Annotated in this window: 1 pseudogene; it reads left to right on the forward strand. The window is 59.1% G+C overall.

Going from position 1 to position 783, the window contains the following annotated elements:
* A pseudogene (locus EKK30_RS16445) lies at positions 1–783 on the forward strand (1-deoxy-D-xylulose-5-phosphate synthase N-terminal domain-containing protein); the annotation flags it as partial.

Here is a 783-nt window from a genome sequence, read left to right on the forward strand (position 1 = left end):
CGGGCTGGGTGTGGTCGAGCTCACAGTCGCTCTGCATTATCTCTTCGACACTCCCCGTGATCGGCTGATCTGGGATGTCAGCCATCAGTGCTATCCGCACAAGATTTTGACGGGGCGTCGCGATCGCATTCGTACGCTTCGGCAGCCAGGTGGTCTTTCAGGTTTCACGAAGCGGACCGAAAGCGAATACGACCCGTTCGGAGCGGCGCACTCATCGACATCAATTTCCGCAGGCCTCGGCATGGCCGTCGCGCGCGATATGCAGGGCGGCGCGAACAACGTTGTCTGCGTCATCGGCGATGGCGCTATGAGCGCTGGCATGGCCTATGAGGCGATGAACAATGCCGGCGCGCGTAACGAGCGGCTGATCGTCGTCCTCAACGACAATGACATGTCGATCGCGCCGCCAGCTGGAGCGCTATCGTCGTATCTCGCGCGCCTCACATCGAGCGATTCATACCTGTACGTGAGGGATCTCGCTAAGCAGCTCGCAAAGCGTTTGCCGAAAACATGGGAAGAGCGCGCAGCGCGGGTTGAGGAATACACGCGCAATCTTTGGCATGGTGGCGCTTGGTTCGAGGAGCTCGGCTTTTATTATATCGGTCCGATCGATGGACACGATCTTAGCCAACTCGTTCCTGTTTTGAGAAACGTACGCGACGCTGGGCAAGGCCCGATCCTCGTCCACGTCCGGACGCAAAAGGGCAAGGGGTATCCCCCGGCTGAAGCCTCACCTGACAAGTATCACGGCGTTGCGAAGTTCAACGTGGTGACGGGCGTGCA

This window comes from Hyphomicrobium sp., assembly GCF_003987855.1.
In the GTDB taxonomy this organism is placed as follows: domain Bacteria; phylum Pseudomonadota; class Alphaproteobacteria; order Rhizobiales; family Hyphomicrobiaceae; genus Hyphomicrobium_B.